The sequence below is a fragment of the Kosakonia sp. CFBP8986 genome, assembly GCF_034044935.1.
Classification (GTDB): Bacteria; Pseudomonadota; Gammaproteobacteria; order Enterobacterales; family Enterobacteriaceae; genus Kosakonia; species Kosakonia cowanii.
Window position 1 is genome coordinate 206,630 of sequence record NZ_JAXCXB010000003.1, and the last position, 17,790, is coordinate 224,419.

A 17,790-nucleotide genomic window follows, 5' to 3' on the forward strand; every position below is an offset into this window, starting at 1 on the left:
CCGTTTCACGATTGATCGCAATGATATTACCGCTGTGTGACCCCCCTCCCATGCAGCGCCAACGCGGGCTGTCCATACTTAGCGGCGTGGCCATTGAAGGAGGGCGAGAGCATGCGCTGGCAAACGCACACCGTTTTTAACCAACCCATTCCCCTGCATAACAGCAACCTGTTTCTGTCTGACCGTCCCCTCTACGACGCAGTGATGCGCGAGGGCGCGGCGTGGGATGCAGAACTGCTCGCCAGCATCGGCCAGCAGCTCGGCACGGCAGAATCTCTTGAACTCGGTCGGCTGGCAAATGCCTATCCACCGGAACTGCTGCGCTACAGCAGCACCGGCGAGCGGCTGGATGATGTGCGCTTCCACCCGGCCTGGCACCTTTTGATGCAGGGACTGTGCAGCAACCGCGTCCATAACCTGGCGTGGGAAGAGCAGGCGCGCGCCGGATCGTTTGTCGCGCGCAGCGCCCGTTTCGTGCTCCATGCGCAGGTGGAGTCCGGCACGCTGTGCCCCATCACCATGACCTTTGCCGCCACGCCACTATTGCAGCAGGCACTTCCCGCTGCTTTTGCAGGCTGGCAGCAACCGCTGCTCAGCGATCGTTACGATCCCCATCTGCTGCCGGGCGGGGAGAAGCGCGGGCTGCTTATCGGCATGGGGATGACGGAGAAGCAGGGCGGCTCCGATGTGTTGAGTAACACCACGCGGGCGGAGAAGAGCGGCGATCACTACCGGCTGGTGGGGCATAAGTGGTTCTTTTCGGTGCCGCAAAGCGATGCGCACTTAGTGCTGGCGCAGACGCCGGGCGGCCTCTCCTGCTTCTTTGTGCCGCGCTTTCTGCCGGACGGTGAGCGTAACGGCGTGCGCCTCGAGCGGCTCAAAGAGAAGCTTGGCAACCGTTCGAACGCCAGTAGCGAAGCGGAGTTTGTTGACGCCTGCGGCTGGCTGCTGGGTGAAGAGGGCGACGGCGTACGCCAGATCCTCAAAATGGGCGGACTGACGCGCTTTGACTGCGCCCTCGGCAGCCACGGCCTGATGCGCCGCGCCTTCTCCGTGGCGCTCTATCATGCCCATCACCGCCAGGCGTTTGGCAAAAACCTTGTCGATCAGCCCCTAATGCGCGACGTGCTCAGCCGCATGGCACTGCAACTTGAGGGGCAAACGGCGATGATCTTTCGCCTCGCCCGCGCATGGGATAACCGGGCGGATGCTCAGGAAGCGTTATGGGCGCGCCTCTTTACGCCGGTGGCGAAGTTCGCGGTGTGTAAAAGCGGCATACCGTTCGTCGCCGAAGCGATGGAGGTGCTGGGCGGTATCGGTTACTGCGAAGAGAGCGAACTACCGCGGCTCTACCGCGAAGTGCCGGTCAACAGTATTTGGGAAGGTTCGGGAAACGTGATGTGCCTGGATGTGCTGCGCGTGCTGGCCAAACAGCCGGGCGTGCTGGCGCTATTAAGCGAAGAGTTTGCAGCAGTAAAAGGGCGGGATCGTCATTTCGAACGCGCCTGGCGGCAGCTCCAGCCGCGGCTGCGTAAGCCGGACGAGGCGCAAGGGCGGGAGATTACCCAGCAGCTCTGGCTACTGGGCGTCGGTGCGCAAATGCTGCGGCACGCATCGCCGCCAATAGCGCAGGCGTGGTGCCAGATGATGCTTGATACCCGCGGCGCGTCGCGACTGGATGAACAGGTCAAAAGTGACCTGCTGCTGCGCGCCACGGGCGGAGCCCATTAATCCATTTTTAAGCGGAACAGGCTGACCAGCTCGCTCAGATGCGCCCCTTTTTCACGCAGAATGCGCGCGGTCTCTTCACTCTGGGTCACGCGTCCGGCGTTGATGTGCGTGGCATCGCCAATGTGCGTCATCGCCAGGTTCACCTGATTAATCCCGGCAGACTGCTCATGGGAAGCATGGTTAATCTCATGCACCAACTGGTTGATATTGTTCATGTGATTGATGATCGCCTGCATCGCGATGCGGGTCGCTTCCGACTGAGAGTGACCTTCGCCCACTTTTTTCAGCGTATCGCCAATCAGCGCGTCGATCTCTTTCACCGCGTTAGCACTGCGTGCCGCCAGGGCGCGAACTTCCTGGGCAACAACGGCAAAGCCTTTGCCATGTTCGCCTGCGCGCGCCGCTTCCACCGCCGCGTTAAGCGCGAGGATGTTGGTCTGGAAGGCAATTGACTCGATCACATGGGTAATATCGGCGATACGCTGTGAAGCGGCGCGAATATCTTCCATTGTCTCAACGGAGTGTTCGACGGTCTGACCGCCTTTTTTCACCGCGTCGGTGGTTTCATTTACCAGGTGCTGAGTCTGCTCCATATTGGCGGCATTTTGCTGCACGGTAGCGGCAATCTGCTCCATGCTGGCGGAGGTCTCTTCGACGCTGCTGGCCTGCTTATTGATTTGATCGCTGATCTCACTGCTGTCGGCGGCCAGCGCATTGGTGCCGAGGTTGATCTCGGCGGCGGATTCACGCACCTGCAGCACAATTTTATGCAGCCCATCGCCGATGCCATTGATCGCGGCGATCAGCTCTCCGACTTCATCGTGACGATCCACTGCCAGCGTGGCGCGCAGATCGCCTGCGGCATACTGCTGTGCCAGATCGATCACGCTACGCAGCGGGCGCGACAGCCAGCGGCGAATAATCACCACAAACATCGTCGCGAAGAGCAGGGAGACGATCACGCCCGCCAGCAGGAACTGGTTACGCATCGCGTTTACATCGTGCAGCAGCGTGGCTTTATCCACTTCACCCACGACCGCCCAGTTCCAGCCGGGCAGTGCGGTGTAGGAGAGCAACAGCGTGCGGCCATCCGCGCTCTGTTGTGTCAGGGTGCCGCTCTCGTTGTTCAGCACCGCCTGTAGATCGCTTTCGCTCCACTGCGGACGTTTGCCTTCCTGGTCACCGTGGAACAGGTAGTTGCCGAGGTTTTTCCCCGGATTGCGGTCAATCACGAAGAAGTGCCCGCTCTCGCCCAGTTTGCGTCCAAGAATTTTGCCGCGCATCACCTGCCAGGAGCGGGTGATATCGACGCCGACAAACAGAATAGCGATGGTATTGCCGCTGGCATCTTTTACCGGCTGGTACTGGGTGATATAGCGCTTGCCGAACAGCAGCGCGAGGCCGCGATAGACCTCACCTTTCATCACCGGAGCAAACGCCGGGCCGGCGGGATCAAGCTTGGTGCCGATCGCGCGATCGCCATTCTCTTTACGCAGAGACGTGGCAACACGCACAAATTCGTTGCCGCTGCGCACGAAGAGGGTGGCAATCGCGCCGGTGCGGTTAAGGAAATCATCGGGAATGGCGTTGTTGTTGTGCAGCTCAACGTCACCGGCTTTCAGCAGCGGAACGTCGATGCCGTTAATCTCGCGGCGCTGTTGCGGATCAATGGCAAGCGGCTGCGGCAGGAAACTGCCAAACAATCGGGTGTAGCTCTCAACTTCTTCAGTGAGGCTGCTGTTGAACATCTCTACCATGTCGACCACGCCGGTAGACTGGCTGTGCAGATCTTCCATAGCCAGCGTTTCCAGCTGTTGGCTGGCGTTGTTACTCATCAGAAAGGTAAATAAGAGAAATAGCGTCGCAACGCTTGCACCAGTCAGCAAAGAGAGCTTTGCACCAAGGCTGGCACGACGAAAGAGGGCGCTCATAATGTGTCCGTTTTTGTATGTGTGAGCCTCCTTAACGGCAGGGAGCGGACAACATTTAGCGTAGATTTGTAACAATATGTTACACGGATGTATCACCCGAATAACATAATCTTAAAGAAAGTAGGGGCATAAAGAAACGCCCTGATTTGGTGGCTTTTATTGACAACACTCAGGCGTAGAGGATCGCCTGCACCTGCCATGAATCAACCTGCATCGCCTCCTGCATGCGAATAATGCGATACCAGGAAGCACCCTGTTCATCCGCTTTCAGGGCAATGACACGCTCAACATCTTGCTGGCTGCCGGCGACGTTATCGACCGAAATAAGGCCAATTTCGTTAAGCCCCGTCACGCGATCGGCGCAGGCGAACTCGGCGGACTGCGCGGTGGTGTGCAACATACCGGCAGAGAGTAACAGCGAGTTTAAGGCGAGAGATTGTTTCATTGTCGTCAGCTCCATTTTTCGCTACCCCGAGTTGGATCGGGGCTTCCTTACGCACAAGAGAAGTCAGAACCCAATAGTGCACAGAAGAACATCAATGGACGCAAAGCAGTGTAAAAGTCCTTAAAATCAATACCTCGCTACGATCGATAAAGCAGGGCGCGACCATACCAACGGCCGGGGAATACGCTGTCATCCATCATTATGATGACGTAATAGTCTGCTTTCGCCTCGGAGGCTTTGGCTTTGAGCGCTGTTTCGACATCCATGGGCGAGCCCATTACTGTGACGTTAACCGCCCCGATCTCCCGCAATCCCTGCGTCTGATTTCGACTGATCTCTTGCGGCGTTTCCGTGGCCGGAGGCGCAGGTTGCGGTTTGCCTTCCAGCGCGGCACAGCCGCTGACAAGCAGGACAAACAACAGCGGCAGCAGGGCGCGCATCGGTTTCTTATCTCTACTGATAGCCATAGTGTAGTTCCTGATGGGTTTCACTTTGGGGGTGATGTTCCCGAAGTGTTAGCTTGAGCACTGATTTCGAATGAAAGTGTTTTGAAAGCGTAATCTGGCTCTCATCATGCGCAATGCTTATGCGGAATCTGGCTTGCGCCAGCGCGCTGCGGGTGGCATATCTGCACTATAGATCACGGAGGGAAAAATGATTGAAATTCAGACAGACCACTTTGCAGGTAATGAGGCGCTGCACGCCTTCCCGGCCGGAAAAGGGCAACAACCGCTCCCCTGCGTCGTGTTCTACCACGGCTTCACCTCATCAAAGCTGGTTTACAGCTACTTCGCCGTCGCGCTGGCGCAGGCGGGTTTTCGCGTGATCATGCCCGACGCGCCCGATCATGGCGCGCGCTTTAGCGGCAACGCTGAGCGCCGCTTGCGTCAGTTCTGGCAAATTTTGCAGGGCAATCTTGAAGAGTTTGCTGCGCTGCGTGATGCGCTGCACCAGCGCAATCTGATTGAAGATAACCGGCTGGCGGTGGGCGGCGCATCCATGGGCGGCATGACGGCGCTGGGCATTATGACCCGTCACCCGGAGGTGCGCTGCGTCGCCAGCCTGATGGGATCGGGCTACTTCACCTCTCTTGCCCGCACGCTGTTCCCGCCACTTGAAGTCACTAACGCCGCGCAGCAGGAAATATTCGACGCTATTCTCGCGCCGCTGGCGAAATGGGAAGTGACGGGCCAGCTGGAGAGAGTTGCCGATCGCCCGCTGCTGCTGTGGCATGGCGAAGCGGATGATGTCGTGCCCGCAGCTGAATCCTTCCGATTACAGCAGGCGCTGGCCGACGAACAGCGTGACGCCAGGCTTACCACTCTGTGGGAAGCGGGGGTTGCTCATCGTATTACGCCGCAAGCGCTGGAGGCGACGGTCGGCTTCTTCAGCCGTCATCTTTAAGCGGCGGGGCGGCATCCGGACGTTGAATCAACACCGGTTCGGCGTCGCTTTCGTCGGTAAGGTTATGATTAATATAGATAACACCTAAGCTCTGCACGTCATCCATATTGCGGGCTTGCGGTGGGGGCGGGGCGATCGCTGCGCTAGCCTGGGCGCTAAGCAGCAGGGTTGCTAGTAAAAGTGCGATGTATTTCATGATGTTACGCTCCAGTACGTCTTCGGGAACTATCGCCTGTACATCTCTTCTCCTTAGGTTATGAGGTGCGCTGGTTAAGTGTAATTCGCCGTGGCGGCTTCTCTTGGCGCTTAGTGCGAATTAATTGTGCAATTCACCTTGAGTTCCTGGGGTGACGCCAGTATTATGACGCGTCAATTTTTCAGCCGACCTTTAACACGTTCCTTGCCTCCCCGGGCCTCGGCTGACCCAGACAGGAGGCTGAATAATCCGTAAGGAGCAATTCGATGCGTCATTACGAAATCGTTTTTATGGTCCATCCTGACCAGAGCGAACAGGTTCCGGGCATGATCGAACGTTACACTGGTGCAATCACTGCAGCAGAAGGTACGATCCACCGTCTGGAAGACTGGGGCCGCCGTCAGCTGGCTTACCCGATCAATAAACTGCACAAAGCACACTACGTTCTGATGAACGTTGAAGCGCCGCAGGAAGCGATCGATGAGCTGGAAACAAACTTCCGCTTCAACGACGCCGTTATCCGTAGCATGGTTATGCGTACTAAGAACGCGGTAACCGAAGCATCTCCGATGGTTAAAGCGAAAGACGAGCGCCGTGAGCGTCGCGATGATTTCGCAAATGAAACCGCAGATGATGCAGATGCTGGGGATTCTGAAGAGTAATTCCTGATGACCAACCGTCTGGTGTTGTCCGGCACCGTGTGCAGGACGCCGCTGCGAAAGGTCAGCCCGTCAGGAATTCCACACTGCCAGTTCGTGCTTGAGCACCGCTCTGTGCAGGAGGAAGCCGGTTTTCACCGGCAGGCGTGGTGCCAAATGCCTGTAATAATCAGCGGGCAGGAGAACCAGGCCATTACTCACAGTATAACGGTCGGTAGCGCAGTAACCGTTCAGGGGTTCATCAGTTGCCACAAGGCAAAGAACGGCCTGAGCAAAATGGTTCTGCATGCCGAGCAGATTGAATTGATAGATTCTGGAGACTAGCCAAATGGCACGTTATTTCCGTCGTCGCAAGTTCTGCCGTTTCACCGCGGAAGGCGTTGTTGAGATTGATTACAAAGATATCGCTACGCTGAAAAACTACATCACCGAAAGCGGTAAGATTGTCCCGAGCCGTATCACCGGTACCCGTGCAAAATATCAGCGTCAGCTGGCACGCGCTATCAAACGCGCTCGCTACCTGTCCCTGCTGCCGTACACTGATCGTCATCAGTAATCGGTCACGGTCCATTAATACGACTTTGAGAGGATAAGGTAATGCAAGTTATTCTGCTTGATAAAGTAGCAAACCTGGGTAGCCTGGGTGATCAGGTTAACGTTAAAGCGGGCTACGCTCGTAACTTCCTGGTACCGCAGGGTAAAGCTGTTCCGGCTACCAAGAAAAACGTTGAGTATTTCGAAGCACGTCGCGCTGAGCTGGAAGCCAAACTGGCTGACGTTCTGGCGGCTGCTAACGCTCGTGCTGAGCAAATCAATGCACTGGGCACCGTTACCATCGCGTCTAAAGCAGGCGACGAAGGTAAACTGTTCGGTTCCATCGGTACCCGCGATATCGCTGACGCTGTAACTGCAGCTGGCGTTAAAGTGGCGAAGAGCGAAGTTCGTATGCCGAACGGCGTTCTGCGTACCACCGGTGAGCACGAAGTGGACTTCCAGGTTCACAGCGAAGTATTCGCTAAGCTGACTGTAAACGTAGTTGCTGAGTAATTTTTTACTCTTCACTGCGCTCTGAGTTGTTCGGGTCTGCAGGCGCTTACGCCTCTGCAACATGAACGACAATAAGAGACGAAGCGCCGGCCTTGTGCCGGCGTTTTGCTTTTCTGCCCCGCCCACAATTCCCGCCTTTCCCGGTAGCTATTTGCGCTGCATTCTCAGATACTAAATTGAAACGCAATTTTATTTTTGAGATTAGCCATGGACTCCCCTCTGCCCACCCCCGTTTTTGCCCGTCGTCATATCGCTTACGCCTGCGCCACGCTCTGCTGTCTGTTATGGGGTAGCTCCTACCCGGCGATCAAAATCGGTTATGAACTGTTCCATATCGCTACCGACGACATCCCCTCCAAAGTGGTGTTCGCCGGGTACCGTTTTCTCTTTGCCGGAGCGCTACTGCTGCTGTTCGCGCTAGCGCAGCGTAAACCGATCGCCAGGCTAAGCGCTTCGCAGTTTGGACAACTGACGCTGCTCGGGCTGACCCAGACCTCGCTGCAATACACCTTCTTTTATATTGGCCTTGCCTATACGACGGGGGTGAACGGATCGATCATGAATGCTACCGGCACCTTCTTCAGCGTCCTGCTGGCGCACTTCATCTATCACAATGACAAGCTGAGCTACAACAAAACGCTCGGCTGCGTACTGGGCTTTGCTGGCGTGATGCTGGTGAACTTCCACGGCGGGCTGGCGGATTTTCGCTTTGTCTGGCAGGGCGACGGCTTTGTCATTCTGGCGGCGTTTATCCTCTCTGCCGCCACGCTGTACGGTAAGCGGATTTCGCAAACGGTCGATCCGACGGTGATGACCGGCTGGCAGCTGGCGATAGGCGGCCTGGCGCTGCTGGCGGGCGGCTATCTTACGGGAGGAAAGCTGGCGGTGGATAGCGCGGCGGCAGTCGCGGTGCTCGCCTACCTGACGCTGCTCTCTTCGGTGGCGTTTGCCCTGTGGAGCGCGCTGCTGAAAGTGAACCGCGTCAGCATGATCGCGCCCTTCAACTTTGTGATACCGGTGGCGGGCTCGGTGCTGTCGGCCATCTTCCTCGGCGAGAATATTCTGGAGTGGAAATACGCTGTTGCGCTGGTGCTGGTCTGTACGGGGATCGCGTGGGTCAATAAGCGCGCCGGGTGATCGCTGCCCGGCGCTCGAGGTTTAGCGGGCGCGGATAAAGCTGCCGTCCGGCTGGCGGGTAAAGAGCACCTGCTGGCCGCTGGTCTCAATCGTCAGGCCAGTGACCACGCCGCTGGCGTTCTGGCGGATCTTCACCATCTGGCCGCTTTGCAGATTGCTGAGCGGCTTGCCGTCGCCCTCAACCTTCGCCATCGCGTAGACATCCGTTGGCGGCAGATTATGATCGCGAAAGAGCTGCGCGAGGGTTTTCCCTTCGCCCACCCGGTAGGTGCGCCACTGCTGCTCAATGCCGCTATTGGTCGCCAGCGGCTGGCTGTTTTGCTCTGCGGTGGGCTGCTGCTCAGTGGAAGGCTGCTGCTCAATCGACTCCTGCTGCTGCATCGACGCTTCCGCGCTGGGTGCGTTGAGCTGCGGGTCGTTGACCACCTGCGGCGGCGCGACATTCGGCGAGTTTTGCAGATCGAGCTGCGCATCGCGCGCCTCACCGCTGCGCTGCGGCACGCTCTCATCCGTTGTCGGCAGCAGAAAGCCGATAATAACCAGCAGCGCCGCCAGAATCAGGCCGCGACGGTGAAGGGGCGGGAGCGGGTCCATCAGGCGAAAATTGTCCGGGGCATGCCAGATCTTCGCAAGGGTAGGTTTCAGTTCAAATCGCCCGGGCATGGCTCTCCTCCTGCTCCGCGTCATTTAATATCCTGTCTCGTTGAGTATATACACTTTCTCTTCCTGCATTGGCGTTCGCGGCGTTTAAGCGCATGAAAGCCCATATAAAGTACTATTTTGACACCACAATGCAGGGTTTTGCTAACGTGAACCATTCTTTCCCTTTCGCGCCCTTTTGTCATCTTTCCCGTGACAAAGTTGTGCCCGGCCCAGGGCGGCTGTTATGCTGCGCGCTACTTTAAAAAGCGATGGAAGGAAAACCCATGACCACCCCAACTTTTGACACGATCGAAGCGCAAGCCAGCTACGGCATTGGTTTGCAGGTAGGACAGCAGCTGAGCGAATCCGGGTTAGAGGGGCTGTTACCGGAAGCGCTGGTCGCGGGTATTGCCGATGCGCTGGCGGGCAAACAGCCTGCTGTACCGGTAGACGTTGTTCATCGCGCGCTGCGTGAAATCCACGAACGTGCTGACGCGGTTCGTCGCTCCCGTTTCGAAGAGATGGCGGCAGAAGGCGTGAAATACCTTGATGAAAACCGCGAGCGCGAAGGCGTTAACAGCACCGAATCCGGTCTGCAATTCCGCGTGATCACCCAGGGCGAAGGCGCTATCCCGGCGCGCACCGACCGCGTACGCGTACACTACACCGGTAAGCTGATTGACGGCACCGTATTTGACAGCTCCGTCGCGCGCGGCGAACCGGCTGAATTCCCGGTTAACGGCGTAATCGCAGGCTGGATCGAAGCCCTGACGCTGATGCCGGTTGGCTCCAAATGGGAACTGACCATTCCGCACAACCTCGCTTACGGCGAGCGCGGCGCTGGCGCATCCATCCCGCCATTCAGCACGCTGGTGTTTGAAGTGGAACTGCTGGAAATTCTGTAAGCTCCAGCGTGAAGCCCTCTCTTTTAACAGAGGAGAGGGTTTCTGACTTCGCGGATCGTTGGTAAACAGAACTATTAGCAATATATTATCTTGCAAAGCGCACAATCAGGTGTATTTTTGTGAGCTGTTTCGCATTTGCCAGGTGATATAACACTCACTTTAAACAAATATTTAACATTCGATTTAATTCAGAGTATTCATCCCGCCGATTCTTACCTAATATCGATGCGTCCATTAAGGACGAAGCAGACACGTAAAGGCCAGCAGAGCCCAACAACACAGACAGGAAAACAACATGGTAGATCAAGTTAAAGCCGACGCTGATAATGCGGCCCCGGCTGAACAGTCGCTACGGCGTAATCTTACAAACCGGCATATTCAGCTAATTGCTATTGGCGGTGCTATTGGTACCGGTTTATTTATGGGTTCCGGCAAAACAATTAGCCTCGCTGGCCCGTCAATCATCTTCGTTTATATGATCATCGGCTTTATGCTGTTTTTCGTTATGCGTGCGATGGGCGAATTACTGCTTTCCAACCTCGAATATAAATCTTTTAGCGACTTCGCCGCCGACCTGCTCGGGCCGTGGGCGGGGTATTTTACCGGCTGGACCTACTGGTTCTGTTGGGTCGTCACCGGCATGGCGGATGTGGTCGCCATTACCGCCTATGCTCAATTCTGGTATCCCGGCCTTGCCGACTGGATCGCCGCGCTGGCCGTGGTCGTCGTGCTGCTGAGCCTCAACCTCGCGACGGTAAAAATGTTCGGCGAGATGGAGTTCTGGTTCGCGATGATCAAAATCGTCGCCATTGTGGCGCTGATTATTGTCGGTGTCGGTATGGTGCTGATGCATTTCAAATCGCCGACCGGCGTTGAAGCGTCCTTCAGCCATCTGTGGAATGAGGGGGGCTTTTTCCCGAAAGGTATCAGCGGCTTCTTCGCAGGTTTCCAGATAGCGGTGTTTGCTTTTGTCGGTATTGAGCTGGTCGGTACGACCGCCGCCGAGACGAAAGATCCGGAGAAATCCCTGCCGCGCGCTATCAACTCGATTCCGATTCGTATCATCATGTTCTACGTCTTCGCGCTGATCGTGATTATGTCGGTCACGCCGTGGAGTTCTGTAGTTGCTGATAAGAGCCCGTTTGTTGAGCTGTTTGTGCTGGTCGGCATTCCGGCGGCGGCGAGCATCATCAACTTTGTGGTGCTGACTTCTGCCGCCTCTTCCGCCAACAGCGGCGTCTTCTCCACCAGCCGTATGCTGTTTGGCCTGGCGCAGGATGGCGTGGCACCGAAAGCGTTCGCCAAGCTCTCTAAACGCGCGGTACCGGCGAAAGGGCTCACCTTCTCCTGCATCTGCCTGCTGGGCGGTGTGGTGATGCTCTATGTCAACCCGAGCGCGATTGCGGCGTTCACCATGATCACCACCGTGTCGGCGATCCTGTTTATGTTCGTCTGGACCATTATTCTCTGCTCGTATCTGGTCTACCGTAAACAGCGCCCGCAGCTGCACGAAAAATCGATCTACAAGATGCCGCTCGGCAAAGTAATGTGCTGGGTGTGCATGGCGTTCTTCCTGTTTGTGCTGGTGCTGCTGACCCTTGAAGCGGACACCCGCCAGGCGCTGATCGTCACGCCGCTGTGGTTCGTGGTGCTGGGCGCGGGCTGGCTCTTTGCCGGTAAGAAGCGCATTGCTAACCGCAAGCCATAAAAAAAGAGCCGCGAGGCGGCTCTAAACTTCCATATCAAGGACGCTCTCGGGCGTCTTTTTATTTTTCACCTGCGAGGGCACGCGGGAAAAGATTGTTATTTTCCAGGCTGATGTGTTCCATCAAATCATCAATCAGTGTGTTGATACCGTTATACATCGCCTTCCAGGTGGTGCAGGCTTCCGGCGGCGGCGTCACATTCTGTGTAGTGTGCTTAATCACCTCCAGCAGTTCACCCGCCTCATCATGCTCGCTCTCCATCACGCTGATTGGCCCCATCGCCTGCGTGCCCATGCCCTGCTTAATCATCGGAAAGAGGATCTGCTCCTCCTTCATCATGTGGCTGGAGAGCTCCTCATGCAGCATGGTGAGGTATTTGGTTAACCCGCGCGGCACATTCGGTTTATCGGCATGGACGCGCTCCACTTTGCTGGCTTGCAGAATCAGCTCCGGCAGCTGTTCACGGTGGCGATCGTGGTAACGCACAATGATGTGGTCGATGATCTCTGCCAGCGGCGCCGTGCGCCACTCTTTGTCGAGAGGCTGCTCAGCAAGTTTCGCCAGTTCGGCTTCAATGACATCGATATCCAGCTCTTTACGCGCCGCCGAGCGGCCCAGCGTCTGCTTACCGCCGCAGCAGTAATCCATATCATATTTACGAAACAGAGCAGAGGCGCGGGGAATGGAGAGCGCCAGCTCGCCCAAGGGTTGATCGCGGAAAGCCATAGCAGTTACCTCATCGTGGAATCTATAAGTTGTATTTTAAATGCATCTTTATGGCGATGATATACCCCTTACGGAGAACGCTGTAGCTCTTATGCCTTTCTTGCGTGAAAAACCGTGATACGCATCACAAAAAATCTTTCGAAATTAACACATTGAATACAATTACTTTTTCTGGAAAGTTTTGGATAGGGCAAATTATTGACATTAAACAACTTTTCATCGATGCCGATACTCTTTCTTCTGACAATATTCTGTACGCAATAAAGGCCGACGATGTTCAAACGTATCAAAGTTATAACTTTATTAATTATGGTTTTAGTTGTGCTTGGCGCACTTCAGCTGATCTCAGCTGGCGTTTTCATTAGTGCGCTAAACAATGACAAGCACAACTTCAATGTTTCCCAGGTATCGAGCCAGAACGTATCCGAATTTACCGATGCGTGGATCAGCCTCAACCAGGCGCGTGTGACCCTGAACCGCGGCATGCTGCGCTTACAGAGCAGCACCGCCAGCCAGATTAACGGTGGCCAACTCGGTGAGCTGGTGCAAGACGCCACCAACCTGCTTAACCAGGCGCAGCAGCACTACGATATTTACTACAAGCTGCCGCAGACGCCGGGTATGGACCAGGCACTCTCTGACGAGCTGGAGAAGCAGTACAGCACCTACCACGCAACGCTGACCGAGATGAACCGCCTGCTGCTGGCCGGTAAGCTGGAAGATATGTTCCGTCAGAATGCGCAGAAAAAACAGGAAGGGATGGAGAAGAGCTACCGTGCCTGGCGCGCCGAGCAGGCTAAGCTTGCCAGCGACGGCGTGCAGCAGAACGAACATGACTACATCCGCATTCTCTGGATCCTGGCGGCAGTAATGGTCGTCGTGCTGGCTGTTATCGCCATGAGCTGGGTGGCAATGCAGCGCGTGCTGCTGAAGCCGCTGCATGAAGTTATGGGCCACATTCGCCATATCGCTACCGGTGATTTGACTCACGCGATCCACGCCGAAGGCTCCAACGAGATGGCGCGTCTGGCGCAGAACGTGCAAGAGATGCAGCAGTCGCTGGTGAAAACCGTTAGCGTGGTGCGCGATGGCGCAGACACTATCTATACCGGTGCCGGTGAAATCTCTATCGGTAACAACGATCTCTCCTCGCGTACTGAGCAGCAAGCGGCCTCGCTGGAAGAGACCGCAGCCAGCATGGAGCAGCTGACCGCGACGGTGAAACAGAACGCCGACAACGCCCGTCAGGCAACGCAGCTGGCGCTTAACGCCTCCGGTACCGCGAAGAAAGGCGGTGAAGTGGTAGATGGCGTGGTGCGTACCATGGACGAAATCGCCGCCAGCTCCAGCAAAATTGCCCAGATCACCAACGTGATCGACGGTATCGCCTTCCAGACCAACATCCTGGCGCTGAACGCAGCAGTTGAAGCCGCCCGTGCCGGTGAGCAGGGCCGTGGTTTTGCCGTAGTGGCAGGTGAAGTGCGTACGCTGGCACAGCGCAGCGCGCAGGCCGCGAAAGAGATTAAAGGGCTGATTGATGACTCCGGTAATCGCGTAAGCGCCGGTTCAGCGCTGGTTCATGAAGCTGGTGAAACCATGGCTGAAATCGTCAGTGCGGTAACGCGTGTGACGGATATCATGGGCGAAATCTCTTCCGCGTCCGATGAGCAGAGCCGTGGTATCGACCAGGTTGGCCAGGCTGTTGCCGAGATGGATCGCGTGACCCAGCAGAACGCCTCGCTGGTGCAGGAGTCCGCCGCTGCGGCCGCTGCGCTGGAAGAGCAGGCTGCGCGCCTGACCGAAACCGTTGCGGTGTTCAAAGTTAACCGTAGCCGTGACGTTCAGCGTCCTGCGTTGCGCTCGCCGGTTGCCATGGCGAAGACGCCGGCTGCGGCCAGCGTTAACGAAGCCAACTGGGAAACCTTCTGATTAAAACCCGGCGTAAGCCGGGTTTTTTTATGGCTGCTCAAGGGATGTGATACGGGCTTTCTGCGGTTTCGACGCAACTGCCATCACCACGCCGCCAATCAGCAGAGTAATGCCGAGCAGGGTTAAGAGCGGCGGCAGGCTCTGGCGCAGCAGGAAGGTATAGAGCAGCCCGGCAAGGGTTTCAAAGACGATCAGCGGGCCGACAATCACCGTCGGCAGACGCTGGCAGGCAATGTTCCAGCACAGCGCACCCACCCACGAGCAGAGCACCGCAATGATGAACATCAGGCCGATAAACAACAGCGGACGCGGGCCGAAGGGGAGCGCGAAGTCGGGCTGCTGAACGTCAAGCCACAGACACGCCGCAAGATAGCCTACCAGGGACAACGGCAGCGTCACCAGCGCCTGCGCCGTTGCCCACATCATCGGGTTCTTATCCGGGTTTTCCCGCAGCCAGCGCGCGTTACGCAGCGCATACCACGCCCAGCAGGCCACCGCAACAAAGGCCAGCGCAATGCCTGAGCCATACCGGCTCCAGCTAAAGTCCGCAATGCCCTGGCGCAGTTCGGCAACATTCACGCACCCCAGCCCGATAGCGATGGCAATCAGCGCTGGTAGCAAACGGCCCCATGCGAGCTTGCCGTCACGCTGGCTGTAGAGCAGGTTTGCACACACCGGGATCACCACCGGCAGCGTGGCGATAATCATCGTCGACACCGGGCCACCGGTGCGCTGGATAGCGCTGGCAAGGCAGACGTAGTAGATCAGATTGCCCATTAACGTGAGCCACAGCGCCGTCCACCAGTCGCTTCGCGTTAGCTGGCGCAGACGCGCGCGCCCAAGCCACGCCAGCGGCAGCGCGATCAGCCCCAGCGCCAGGTAACGCCCCGTCGATTGCAGGGCGGCCGGGTAATCCGGCACGATCAGCGGCCCGACAAAAATCAGCCCCCAAAACAGCCCGGCGAGCAAGGCATACAACACACCACTTACCATCTCTTCACCTCTTTTATCTGGTTGACGCCAGTGTAGGGGAGCAGGGCGGGGGCGTATTGTAGGAGATTGCGCATTATCGGCGCGCAACCTGCTTTTGGTAGCGCACCGGGGTAATGCCGTAGCGCAGGGTGAAGGCGCGGGTGAGGTGGGATTGATCCGTCAGGCCAGTGAGGGCAGCGACATCTGCCGCAGGCATCCCCTGGGTAAGGAAATGTTTGGCGCGCCACAGGCGGATTGCCATCAGCATCTGGTGCGGCGTGACGTGAAAATGGGCTTTGAACTGGCGCTGGAAATGGTAGGGGCTGAGCGACGCGACGCTTGCCAGATCGTCGAGCGTCAGGCTGCGCATATAGTTGTCATGCAGGTATTCGCGCACCCGCTCAAAACGGTGCGCCCCTTCCGGGCGCTGCGGCGCGTGCTGCGCCAGCGGGCGAAAGGTATCAATCAGATCGAGCAGCACGCCCTGTTGCGCCAGCGGATCGTCGGTGTGCCAGAGGGCATAAATATGGCCGCAGATCTGGCGGGCACGCAGCGCATCGAGCCGCGTAACGTCGCGAAACCACCAGTGACGCACGCCGGTCACCTGCTCAAGCAGATCGGGGTCGAGATAGACCATGCGGTAGCGCCACCCCTCTTCACCTACCGCTTCGCCGGTGTGGATCTCATCGGGGTTCATGGTGACGATCGCGTTGGTCGGGGCGACATGCTGCGTCCCGCGATAGCGAAAGCGCTCGGCACCGGATTCAATCGCGCCAATGCCAAACGCTTCATGGGTATGTGGCTCAAAGGCGTAGCGGGAGATATGCGCATGGTACAGCTCTACCCCCGGCAACTGCGCCAGGTGGCGAAACCGCGCGCTGTCGCGCTCATCTATAAACTGCTCAGGTACGCCTTCCACACTTCACCTCCCCCCGCAACATGCCCTCTATTATTAGGGATGACCCGGTGAGAGGCTATAAAATTTAACCAATTATTAACGTTACAGCAGATCGTTAACGCTGTCGGCGATCGAGGTGGTCGGGCGACCGATCAGTTTGCTCAGGGTCTGGCTGTCGTCAAACAGCCCGCCTTTCGAGGCACCGATATCGGAATCTGCCAGCATCTCTGCCAGCCCATCCGGCAAACCTGCGCCTTTCAGCGCGGCGGCAAAATCTGCTTCACTCAGGTTCTGGTAAACCACCTTTTTACCGCTGGCCTCGCTCAGCAGTGCCGCCAGGTCGCTCAGCGTCCAGGCCTTGTCGCCCGCCAGTTCGTAAACCTTGCCGGCATGACCCTCTTCGCTAATTACACGCGCGGCAGCAGCGGCATAATCGGCACGCGTTGCCGAGGCAATTTTACCCTCGCCCGCCGCACCGATGAAGACGCCGTGCGCCAGCGCCGCCGGTGCGCTCGCGAGGTAATTCTCGCTGTACCAGCCGTTACGCAGCAGGGCAAACGGGATGCCGGATTCGGCGAGCAGCTTTTCGGTTTCCACATGCTCAACGTGCAGGCCAAGCGGTGAGGTATCGGCATGCAGCAGGCTGGTGTAGGCGATAAATTTCACCCCTGCGGCTTTCGCAGCGTTGATCACATTGCGGTGCTGCGCGGCGCGCTGGCCGACTTCGCTGCTGGAGATGAGCAGCAGTTTTTCGACGCCCGCCAGCGCCTGGGTGAGGGCGGCCTGATCGTTGTAATCGCCCTGGCGAACAATAAGGCCTTGTTTGCTGAGCGCTTCAGCTTTTGCCGGGTTACGCACGATGGCGACAATCTCTTTTGCGGGAACGGTTTTTAACAGGGCTTCTACAACAAACTGGCCGAGTTGGCCGGTGGCGCCGGTGAGTGCAATCATGATGTTTCTCCTGCGTGGGGGTAAGTGTTGTGGTAGGCTAGCACCCTAGCTAACTTTTAGTAAGTACGTACAAAAAGGTAAGTATGAAACAGCAAACTCGCCCACAAACCCTGAGCGAACAGATGCGCGACGGCAATCTCTTCGCCGAGCAGTGCCCCTCCCGGGATGTGCTGAAACACGTCACCAGCCGCTGGGGTGTCTTAATTCTGGTCGCTCTGCGCGAAGGGACGCACCGCTTTAGCGATCTGCGCCGCAAGATGGGCGGCGTCAGTGAGAAGATGCTGGCGCAGAGCCTGCAGTGGCTTGAGCAGGATGGTTTTGTTAACCGCGTCGCCTTTCCGGTGGTGCCACCACATGTTGAATATAGCCTGACGCCGCTCGGCGAGCAGGTGAGTGAAAAGGTTGCCGCGCTGGCAGACTGGATTGAGCTGAACTTGCCCGAAGTGCTGGCCCATCACCGCGAGCGCGATGTGGCGTAATCACCCGCAGCCGCTACCGACTGCGGGTAAAT

Annotated in this window: 19 protein-coding genes and 1 pseudogene; 11 read left to right on the forward strand and 9 right to left on the reverse strand. The window is 57.3% G+C overall.

The window, feature by feature from the left end:
* The first annotated feature begins 111 nt into the window (after window positions 1-111).
* Window positions 112-1,731 (forward strand): isovaleryl-CoA dehydrogenase, encoded by a 1,620-nt coding sequence (locus SOM48_RS07735; RefSeq protein ID WP_320511737.1) that lies wholly within the window; start codon window positions 112-114, stop codon window positions 1,729-1,731.
* Here the strand turns inward: SOM48_RS07735 and SOM48_RS07740 are convergent.
* From SOM48_RS07740 to bsmA, 3 genes are all read right to left on the reverse strand, one after another.
* A complete protein-coding gene (locus SOM48_RS07740; protein ID WP_139566765.1) occupies window positions 1,728-3,662 on the reverse strand; it encodes a methyl-accepting chemotaxis protein in 1,935 nt (644 codons plus the stop codon). The two genes, SOM48_RS07735 and SOM48_RS07740, sit on opposite strands and share 4 nt — an antisense overlap.
* A gap of 169 nt (window positions 3,663-3,831) precedes the next feature.
* Entirely contained in the window at window positions 3,832-4,122 is a 291-nt protein-coding gene (yjfN, locus tag SOM48_RS07745; protein ID WP_042711837.1) for a DUF1471 family protease activator YjfN, read from the reverse strand.
* 122 nt (window positions 4,123-4,244) lie between these two features.
* A complete protein-coding gene (bsmA, locus tag SOM48_RS07750; protein ID WP_320511738.1) occupies window positions 4,245-4,574 on the reverse strand; it encodes a biofilm peroxide resistance protein BsmA in 330 nt (109 codons plus the stop codon).
* 187 nt (window positions 4,575-4,761) lie between these two features.
* On the opposite strand from bsmA, the gene yjfP reads away from it, so the two are divergent.
* Window positions 4,762-5,511: an esterase gene (gene yjfP, locus SOM48_RS07755; protein WP_320511739.1), complete on the forward strand. Its 750-nt coding sequence runs from the start codon at window positions 4,762-4,764 to the stop codon at window positions 5,509-5,511.
* 10 nt (window positions 5,512-5,521) lie between these two features.
* Here yjfP and SOM48_RS07760 read toward each other — a convergent pair.
* A pseudogene (locus SOM48_RS07760) lies at window positions 5,522-5,707 on the reverse strand (hypothetical protein); the annotation flags it as partial.
* Between the two features lie 266 nt (window positions 5,708-5,973).
* Between SOM48_RS07760 and rpsF the strand changes: the two are divergent.
* The 5 genes from rpsF to SOM48_RS07785 all read left to right on the forward strand — a co-directional run bounded on the left by rpsF (window position 5,974) and on the right by SOM48_RS07785 (window position 8,550).
* Window positions 5,974-6,369 (forward strand): 30S ribosomal protein S6, encoded by a 396-nt coding sequence (gene rpsF, locus SOM48_RS07765; RefSeq protein WP_023478405.1) that lies wholly within the window; start codon window positions 5,974-5,976, stop codon window positions 6,367-6,369.
* 6 nt (window positions 6,370-6,375) lie between these two features.
* Window positions 6,376-6,690 carry a primosomal replication protein N gene (gene priB, locus SOM48_RS07770; protein ID WP_023478447.1) on the forward strand — a complete coding sequence of 105 codons (315 nt, stop codon included), beginning with the start codon at window positions 6,376-6,378 and terminating at the stop codon, window positions 6,688-6,690.
* Window positions 6,691-6,694: 4 nt separating this feature from the next.
* Window positions 6,695-6,922 carry a 30S ribosomal protein S18 gene (rpsR, locus tag SOM48_RS07775; RefSeq protein ID WP_005974788.1) on the forward strand — a complete coding sequence of 76 codons (228 nt, stop codon included), beginning with the start codon at window positions 6,695-6,697 and terminating at the stop codon, window positions 6,920-6,922.
* Window positions 6,923-6,963: 41 nt separating this feature from the next.
* On the forward strand, window positions 6,964-7,413 hold the full coding sequence (gene rplI, locus SOM48_RS07780; RefSeq protein ID WP_042711846.1) for a 50S ribosomal protein L9: 450 nt from the start codon (window positions 6,964-6,966) through the stop codon (window positions 7,411-7,413).
* 207 nt (window positions 7,414-7,620) lie between these two features.
* The gene (locus SOM48_RS07785) at window positions 7,621-8,550 is read left to right on the forward strand and encodes a DMT family transporter (RefSeq protein WP_320511743.1); all 930 of its coding nucleotides are present in this window, start codon (window positions 7,621-7,623) and stop codon (window positions 8,548-8,550) included.
* Between the two features lie 21 nt (window positions 8,551-8,571).
* Here SOM48_RS07785 and SOM48_RS07790 read toward each other — a convergent pair whose 3' ends face one another.
* Window positions 8,572-9,213, reverse strand: a complete 642-nt coding sequence (locus SOM48_RS07790; RefSeq protein WP_139566760.1) for a LysM-like peptidoglycan-binding domain-containing protein — start codon at window positions 9,211-9,213, stop codon at window positions 8,572-8,574.
* Between the two features lie 263 nt (window positions 9,214-9,476).
* On the opposite strand from SOM48_RS07790, the gene fklB reads away from it, so the two are divergent.
* Both fklB and cycA read left to right on the forward strand, forming a co-directional pair.
* Complete coding sequence (gene fklB / locus SOM48_RS07795; RefSeq protein WP_054803029.1) at window positions 9,477-10,097, forward strand: BamJ family beta-barrel-assembly machinery protein; 621 nt, start codon at window positions 9,477-9,479, stop codon at window positions 10,095-10,097.
* Between the two features lie 295 nt (window positions 10,098-10,392).
* Window positions 10,393-11,805, forward strand: coding sequence for a D-serine/D-alanine/glycine transporter (gene cycA / locus SOM48_RS07800; protein ID WP_076768994.1), 1,413 nt, complete (start codon window positions 10,393-10,395; stop codon window positions 11,803-11,805).
* A gap of 58 nt (window positions 11,806-11,863) precedes the next feature.
* Here cycA and ytfE read toward each other — a convergent pair whose 3' ends face one another.
* On the reverse strand, window positions 11,864-12,529 hold the full coding sequence (gene ytfE / locus SOM48_RS07805) for an iron-sulfur cluster repair protein YtfE (protein ID WP_320511744.1): 666 nt from the start codon (window positions 12,527-12,529) through the stop codon (window positions 11,864-11,866).
* Between the two features lie 273 nt (window positions 12,530-12,802).
* Between ytfE and SOM48_RS07810 the strand changes: the two genes are divergently transcribed.
* Window positions 12,803-14,458 carry a methyl-accepting chemotaxis protein gene (locus SOM48_RS07810; protein ID WP_139566759.1) on the forward strand — a complete coding sequence of 552 codons (1,656 nt, stop codon included), beginning with the start codon at window positions 12,803-12,805 and terminating at the stop codon, window positions 14,456-14,458.
* A gap of 27 nt (window positions 14,459-14,485) precedes the next feature.
* Here the strand turns inward: SOM48_RS07810 and SOM48_RS07815 are convergent, their stop codons facing one another.
* The 3 genes from SOM48_RS07815 to SOM48_RS07825 all read right to left on the reverse strand — a co-directional run bounded on the left by SOM48_RS07815 (window position 14,486) and on the right by SOM48_RS07825 (window position 17,279).
* Window positions 14,486-15,451, reverse strand: coding sequence for a DMT family transporter (locus SOM48_RS07815; RefSeq protein ID WP_139966764.1), 966 nt, complete (start codon window positions 15,449-15,451; stop codon window positions 14,486-14,488).
* Window positions 15,452-15,524: 73 nt separating this feature from the next.
* Window positions 15,525-16,349 (reverse strand): AraC family transcriptional regulator, encoded by an 825-nt coding sequence (locus SOM48_RS07820; protein ID WP_054803026.1) that lies wholly within the window; start codon window positions 16,347-16,349, stop codon window positions 15,525-15,527.
* A gap of 81 nt (window positions 16,350-16,430) precedes the next feature.
* Window positions 16,431-17,279 (reverse strand): SDR family oxidoreductase, encoded by an 849-nt coding sequence (locus SOM48_RS07825; RefSeq protein WP_076768991.1) that lies wholly within the window; start codon window positions 17,277-17,279, stop codon window positions 16,431-16,433.
* Between the two features lie 83 nt (window positions 17,280-17,362).
* Here SOM48_RS07825 and SOM48_RS07830 point away from each other — a divergent pair, with 83 nt between their 5' ends.
* Window positions 17,363-17,758: a winged helix-turn-helix transcriptional regulator gene (locus tag SOM48_RS07830; protein ID WP_023478486.1), complete on the forward strand. Its 396-nt coding sequence runs from the start codon at window positions 17,363-17,365 to the stop codon at window positions 17,756-17,758.
* Window positions 17,759-17,790: the final 32 nt, after the last annotated feature.

Bases quoted from the DNA above. Each gene is read 5' to 3' on its own strand.
- fklB (WP_054803029.1), top strand. From the start codon at position 9,477: ATGACCACCCCAACTTTTGACACGATCGAAGCGCAAGCCAGCTACGGC.
- cycA (WP_076768994.1), top strand. From the start codon at position 10,393: ATGGTAGATCAAGTTAAAGCCGACGCTGATAATGCGGCCCCGGCTGAA.
- SOM48_RS07790 (WP_139566760.1), bottom strand. From the start codon at position 9,213: ATGCCCGGGCGATTTGAACTGAAACCTACCCTTGCGAAGATCTGGCAT.
- SOM48_RS07740 (WP_139566765.1), bottom strand. From the start codon at position 3,662: ATGAGCGCCCTCTTTCGTCGTGCCAGCCTTGGTGCAAAGCTCTCTTTG.
- priB (WP_023478447.1), top strand. From the start codon at position 6,376: ATGACCAACCGTCTGGTGTTGTCCGGCACCGTGTGCAGGACGCCGCTG.
- SOM48_RS07830 (WP_023478486.1), top strand. From the start codon at position 17,363: ATGAAACAGCAAACTCGCCCACAAACCCTGAGCGAACAGATGCGCGAC.
- yjfN (WP_042711837.1), bottom strand. From the start codon at position 4,122: ATGGAGCTGACGACAATGAAACAATCTCTCGCCTTAAACTCGCTGTTA.
- SOM48_RS07810 (WP_139566759.1), top strand. From the start codon at position 12,803: ATGTTCAAACGTATCAAAGTTATAACTTTATTAATTATGGTTTTAGTT.
- SOM48_RS07735 (WP_320511737.1), top strand. From the start codon at position 112: ATGCGCTGGCAAACGCACACCGTTTTTAACCAACCCATTCCCCTGCAT.
- bsmA (WP_320511738.1), bottom strand. From the start codon at position 4,574: ATGGCTATCAGTAGAGATAAGAAACCGATGCGCGCCCTGCTGCCGCTG.
- rplI (WP_042711846.1), top strand. From the start codon at position 6,964: ATGCAAGTTATTCTGCTTGATAAAGTAGCAAACCTGGGTAGCCTGGGT.
- SOM48_RS07785 (WP_320511743.1), top strand. From the start codon at position 7,621: ATGGACTCCCCTCTGCCCACCCCCGTTTTTGCCCGTCGTCATATCGCT.
- rpsF (WP_023478405.1), top strand. From the start codon at position 5,974: ATGCGTCATTACGAAATCGTTTTTATGGTCCATCCTGACCAGAGCGAA.
- yjfP (WP_320511739.1), top strand. From the start codon at position 4,762: ATGATTGAAATTCAGACAGACCACTTTGCAGGTAATGAGGCGCTGCAC.
- rpsR (WP_005974788.1), top strand. From the start codon at position 6,695: ATGGCACGTTATTTCCGTCGTCGCAAGTTCTGCCGTTTCACCGCGGAA.
- SOM48_RS07825 (WP_076768991.1), bottom strand. From the start codon at position 17,279: ATGATTGCACTCACCGGCGCCACCGGCCAACTCGGCCAGTTTGTTGTA.
- SOM48_RS07815 (WP_139966764.1), bottom strand. From the start codon at position 15,451: ATGGTAAGTGGTGTGTTGTATGCCTTGCTCGCCGGGCTGTTTTGGGGG.
- ytfE (WP_320511744.1), bottom strand. From the start codon at position 12,529: ATGGCTTTCCGCGATCAACCCTTGGGCGAGCTGGCGCTCTCCATTCCC.